Consider the following 4,511-nt stretch of genomic DNA (forward strand, 5'->3'; position numbering starts at 1 on the left):
ATCATAGACGGCGAACTCCGGCTCTCCTGCCTGACGTTGGCCGAGACCTGCAATGGCGCCGTCATCAGCACGACATCAGGGCTTTCGGAAAGCGGCGTGCTGCACCCGCTGCAGCGCGCCTTTCTCGACACGTTCGCCACGCAATGCGGCTTCTGCACGCCGGGCATGATCATGGCGGCCAAGGTGCTGCTCGACCACACGCCCAATCCCAGCCGCGACGAGGTGGTCGAGGCGCTGTCGGGCAACATCTGCCGCTGCACCGGTTACGAGCCGATCATCCAGGCGGTGCTGACCGCCGCCCGCGCCAATTCGCAGAACGCGGCCTGAAGGGTCCAAAACAATGGAACTGCGCAAGAACTACTTCGCCGATGTCCGCAAGGACGATCTGCACGAGATCGGCCAGCCCCGGCCGCGCTCGGATTCGCCCGGCCATGTCACCGGCAAGACCGCCTTTTTCGCCGACCGCAACTTTCCCGGCATGCTGCACCTGAAGATGGTGCGCAGCCCGCATCACCATGCCCGCATCGGTTCGATCGACACCTCAGAGGCGGAAAAACATCCGGGCGTGGTGAAAATTCTGACCGCCAAGGACGTACCGCACAATGTCTACACCATCCTGATCCTGATCCAGATCGGGCCGGAGGACGAGACGGTGCTTGCCGACGGCAAGGTGCGCTGGAAGGGCGAGGCCGTGGTGGCGGTGCTGGCCGAAACCGAGCGCGCGGCACAAGAGGCCGCAGCCAAGGTCAAGGTCGACTATGAGGTGCTGCCGGCCGTCTTCGACATGGAAGAGGCGCTGAAACCCGACGCGCCGCTGGTCAACGAATATCACGGCCAGAATTATTACCTCTATGATAGCGGCGAGTGCCGCAAGGTGCGCTTCGGCGATGTCGAGGCGGGCTTCGCCGGCGCCGACCACATACTGGAGCAGAGCTACCAGTCTTCGCCGATCGAGCACGCGCCGACCGAGACCACCGGCTGCGTGGTGGCGCCCGAGGGCAATGACCGCTTCACCTGCTATACCAACACGCAGGCGATGTTCTTCACGCTCGACAACACCTCGATCATCCTGCAGATGCCGGGCAGCAAATTGCATTTCGTCGGCGGCACAGTCGGTGGCGGTTTTGGCGGCAAGGTCGACGTCATCGTCGAGCCGATCGCCATCCTCGGCGCAAAACTAACAGGACGACCAGTCTGTTTTATCTACAGCCGCGAGGAGGAGATGCAGATCTCGTCGCCGCGCGCCGCTGAAAAGGTCGTCATCAAGGACGGCGTCATGAAAGATGGCCGCATCGTCGCGCGCAAGGTCACCGGATACACCGATGCCGGCGCCTATTCGCGCCACTCGCCCTACGGCGCGCAGAAGGGCGCGGGGCATTATCCCGGCCCCTACACTATTCCGAACGTCTGGATCGACACCTATTGCGTCTACACCAACCGCACGCCGTCGTCGGCCATGCGCGGCTTCGGCGTCACCATCGGCGATTTCGCGCTGGAGGTGCAGATGGACAAGCTGGCGCGCCTGATCGGCATGGACCCGCTCGAATTCCGCTTCATCAACGCCTATCGCGACGGTGATATGAAAGCGCACCGCCAGCCGACAGAGGGCGCCGCGCTGATCGAATGCATGCAGGAAGCCTCGCGCGCCGCCAACTGGCCGGTGGCGGAAAAGTACCTGGCGATGTCCTCCTATACGAAGGGAGCTTGAGATGGCGATCAGGCGTGGGCGCGGCGTTGCCGCGATCAACTATCCCACCGGTATGAACCTCGGCGGTGACCCGACGCAGGCACTGGTGCACTCGACGCCAACAGGCAATTTCATGGTGACATTGTCCTCCGTCGATCTCGGCCAGGGCATGAAGCAGATCATGGCGCAGATCTGCGCCGAGACCATCGGCGTGCCGACAGACCGCGTCGTCGTCGACACCGCCGACACCGACACCGGCCCGCACTGCATGGGCACCTTCGCCTCGCGCGGTACGCACCGCGCCGGCAACGCCGTCATCCAGGCGGCAAGGGAAGCGCGGCAGGTGATGCTGGAAGTGGCCGCCGAGGAACTGGAGGTGAACGCCTCCGACCTCGAGACCGACGGCCAGGGCAACATACTGGTCAAAGGCGCGCCGCAAAAATCGATCTCGATCTTCGATGTCGCGCTGTCGGCGCATTTCAAGCGCGGTCGCTCGATCTCGGGCCGCGGCATGTTCCTGATTCCGCGCTCTTATCCGGAGAAAGAGACTGGCGCGATGAAGCCATCGACCTGCTACGCGCATGCCTGCACCGTGGCCGAGGTCGAGGTCGACGACGAGACCGGCGCGGTCACCGTGCTGACTGTGAAGAACGTCTTCGAGATCGGCCGCGCGCTGAACCCGAAAATGGTCGAACAGCAACTGGTCGGCGGTTCGTGGATGGGCATCAGCCATGCGCTCTACGAGACGACCGAGCCCTATTATCCCAACCGCGACCATGGCGGCACGGACTTCAACCAGTATCTGATGCCCGGCCCCGGCGACCTCGCCGAGACCGAGATCATCGTGCTGGAGCGTCCATCGGCGGACGGGCCATACGGTGCCAAGGGGCCGGGCGAAATGTGCGCCAACCCGCAGATCCCGGCGGTCGCCAATGCCGTCTTCGACGCCGTCGGCGTGCGCATCGACACGCTGCCGATCACGCCGGAGCGCATCCTGCGCGCGCTGAAGGCGCAAGCGGCGAACTGAGGGCCGAAATGACCGGGACAAGCGCCGAGACATCAGCGACCTCGCCGGAGGCGGTGGCGCAGCATCTTGCCGCCTCGCGCTATCTGGCCGACGACAGTCTTGCGACCGCGATCTTCCTGGCGATCCGGCTGGGGAAGCCGCTGCTGCTCGAAGGCGCACCAGGCGTCGGCAAGACGGAAGCGGCCAAGGCGATCGCCGCGCTGCTCGGCCGCGATCTGGTGCGGCTGCAATGCTATGAAGGCATCGACGCTGCGCACGCGCTCTACGAATGGAATTATCAACGCCAGCTGCTCGCCATTCGCCACGCCGGCGAGCACGAGATCGACATCTACGAAGACCGTTTCCTGATCGCCCGGCCGCTGCTGCAGGTGCTGAAGGCGCCGGAACAGCGCGTGCTGCTGGTCGACGAGATCGACCGCTCGGATCATGAATTCGAGGCGCTGCTTCTGGAATTCCTCTCCGATTTCCAGATCAGCATTCCCGAACGCGGTACCGTCCGCGCCACGGCACAGCCGATCGTCATCCTGACCTCGAACCGCACCCGCGAGCTTGCCGAGGCACTGCGCCGCCGCTGCGTCTACCACTGGATCGGCTATCCCGACGCCGAGCGCGAGGCCGCCATCATCATGCTGCGCGCCGGCGATGTGGCCGAGGTAACGGCGCGCGCGGTGGCGGCGGCCGTGCAGACCATCCGCGCCCGGCCGCTGGCCAAGCCGCCGGGTATCGCCGAGGCCGTCGAATGGGCCAATGCCGCCACCATCCTGGAGAAGGGCGGCAGCCCGTGGCCGGAAGCCTTCCGCCGCGCCATCGGCGTGCTGATCAAGGACGAGGAAGACCTTTCCTACATCGCACCGGAGCTTGGCCGGATCGTCGAGGAGGCGCTGGCGTGACGCGGGAGGTCATTTCGCAAGGCTGGCGGGACAGCGCCCCCCTCTGTCCTGCCGGACATCTCCCCCTCAAGGGGGGAGATCGGATGTCATCCCCGCTTTCGCTAATCGCTGACGTCGCCGAACAGAGCGAAGCGCCGAAGCTGCCAATCTCCCCCCTTGAGGGGGAGATGTCCGGCAGGACAGAGGGGGGCGACACAGAATGATGCGGGAAACAAGCTTCCCCCGCGCCGCCTCGCCATTCCTGGGTTTTGCCAGGCTCTTGCGCCGCTACGGCTTTGCCATAGCCCCCGAGCAAGTCTCCGGCTTCATGCAGGCGGTGACGTTGCTCGGTCCACGCTCGATGGCCGACATCCGCGAGGCGGCCCTCGCCACCCTGGCGCCGCCGCCCGACCGCCGCGACGAATTCGAAGCGCATTTCCAGAGCCATTTCTATGGCAACAGGTCCGCCGTGGTCGAAGGCGACGCCGACGAGGAAACCCGCATCAAGGATGATGGCGGTGCGAGCCAGGAAGAGATCGAGGTCATCAGCCATCAGGAAGGTGGCGAACTCTCTTCCGGCGCCGAACAACTGAGTACCCGCGATTTCAAGCGCGACGACGACAACCTTGCCGCTTTCCGCCGCAGGCTCGCTTCAGCCTTGCCCGCCCGCCGCTCGTTCCGCACCGTGCGCACGCATTCGCGCGGCAAGCTCGATCTGCGCCGGTCGCTGCGGGAAATCGTCAGCGCCGATGGCGACGTGCCCTCGCCGCTGCTGCGCCGCCGCCAGACCGTGCCGCGCAAGCTGCTGCTGCTGATCGACGTTTCCGGCTCGATGAAGCTGCACACCGCAGACTATCTCAAGCTGGCGCATGCCGCCGTGCAAGGCGCGGACCGTGCCGAGATTTTCACCTTCGGCACGCGGCTGACC

At 65.2% G+C, this 4,511-nt stretch carries 5 protein-coding genes; all 5 read left to right on the forward strand.

The window, feature by feature from the left end:
- On the forward strand, positions 1–327 hold a 327-nt coding region (locus tag EN884_RS26940), incomplete at its 5' end, for a 2Fe-2S iron-sulfur cluster-binding protein (protein ID WP_128360826.1).
- 13 nt (positions 328–340) lie between these two features.
- A complete protein-coding gene (locus tag EN884_RS40190; protein WP_063168524.1) occupies positions 341–1,708 on the forward strand; it encodes a xanthine dehydrogenase family protein molybdopterin-binding subunit in 1,368 nt (455 codons plus the stop codon).
- 1 nt (position 1,709) lies between these two features.
- Positions 1,710–2,714 carry a molybdopterin cofactor-binding domain-containing protein gene (locus tag EN884_RS40195; protein WP_063168525.1) on the forward strand — a complete coding sequence of 335 codons (1,005 nt, stop codon included), beginning with the start codon at positions 1,710–1,712 and terminating at the stop codon, positions 2,712–2,714.
- An 8-nt stretch (positions 2,715–2,722) separates the two neighbouring features.
- The gene (locus EN884_RS26955; RefSeq protein ID WP_063168526.1) at positions 2,723–3,604 is read left to right on the forward strand and encodes a MoxR family ATPase; all 882 of its coding nucleotides are present in this window, start codon (positions 2,723–2,725) and stop codon (positions 3,602–3,604) included.
- Between the two features lie 199 nt (positions 3,605–3,803).
- The coding region (locus tag EN884_RS26965; protein ID WP_128360827.1) for a VWA domain-containing protein at positions 3,804–4,511 on the forward strand (708 nt) is incomplete at its 3' end.

The sequence above is a fragment of the Mesorhizobium sp. M7A.F.Ca.AU.001.01.1.1 genome, from assembly GCF_004022735.1.
Lineage (GTDB): Bacteria > Pseudomonadota > Alphaproteobacteria > Rhizobiales > Rhizobiaceae > Mesorhizobium > Mesorhizobium ciceri.

What these genes read in the sequence shown, in the direction of transcription:
- EN884_RS40190 (WP_063168524.1), top strand. Translation starts at nt 341, where the DNA reads ATGGAACTGCGCAAGAACTACTTCGCCGATGTCCGCAAGGACGATCTG.
- EN884_RS40195 (WP_063168525.1), top strand. Translation starts at nt 1,710, where the DNA reads ATGGCGATCAGGCGTGGGCGCGGCGTTGCCGCGATCAACTATCCCACC.
- EN884_RS26955 (WP_063168526.1), top strand. Translation starts at nt 2,723, where the DNA reads ATGACCGGGACAAGCGCCGAGACATCAGCGACCTCGCCGGAGGCGGTG.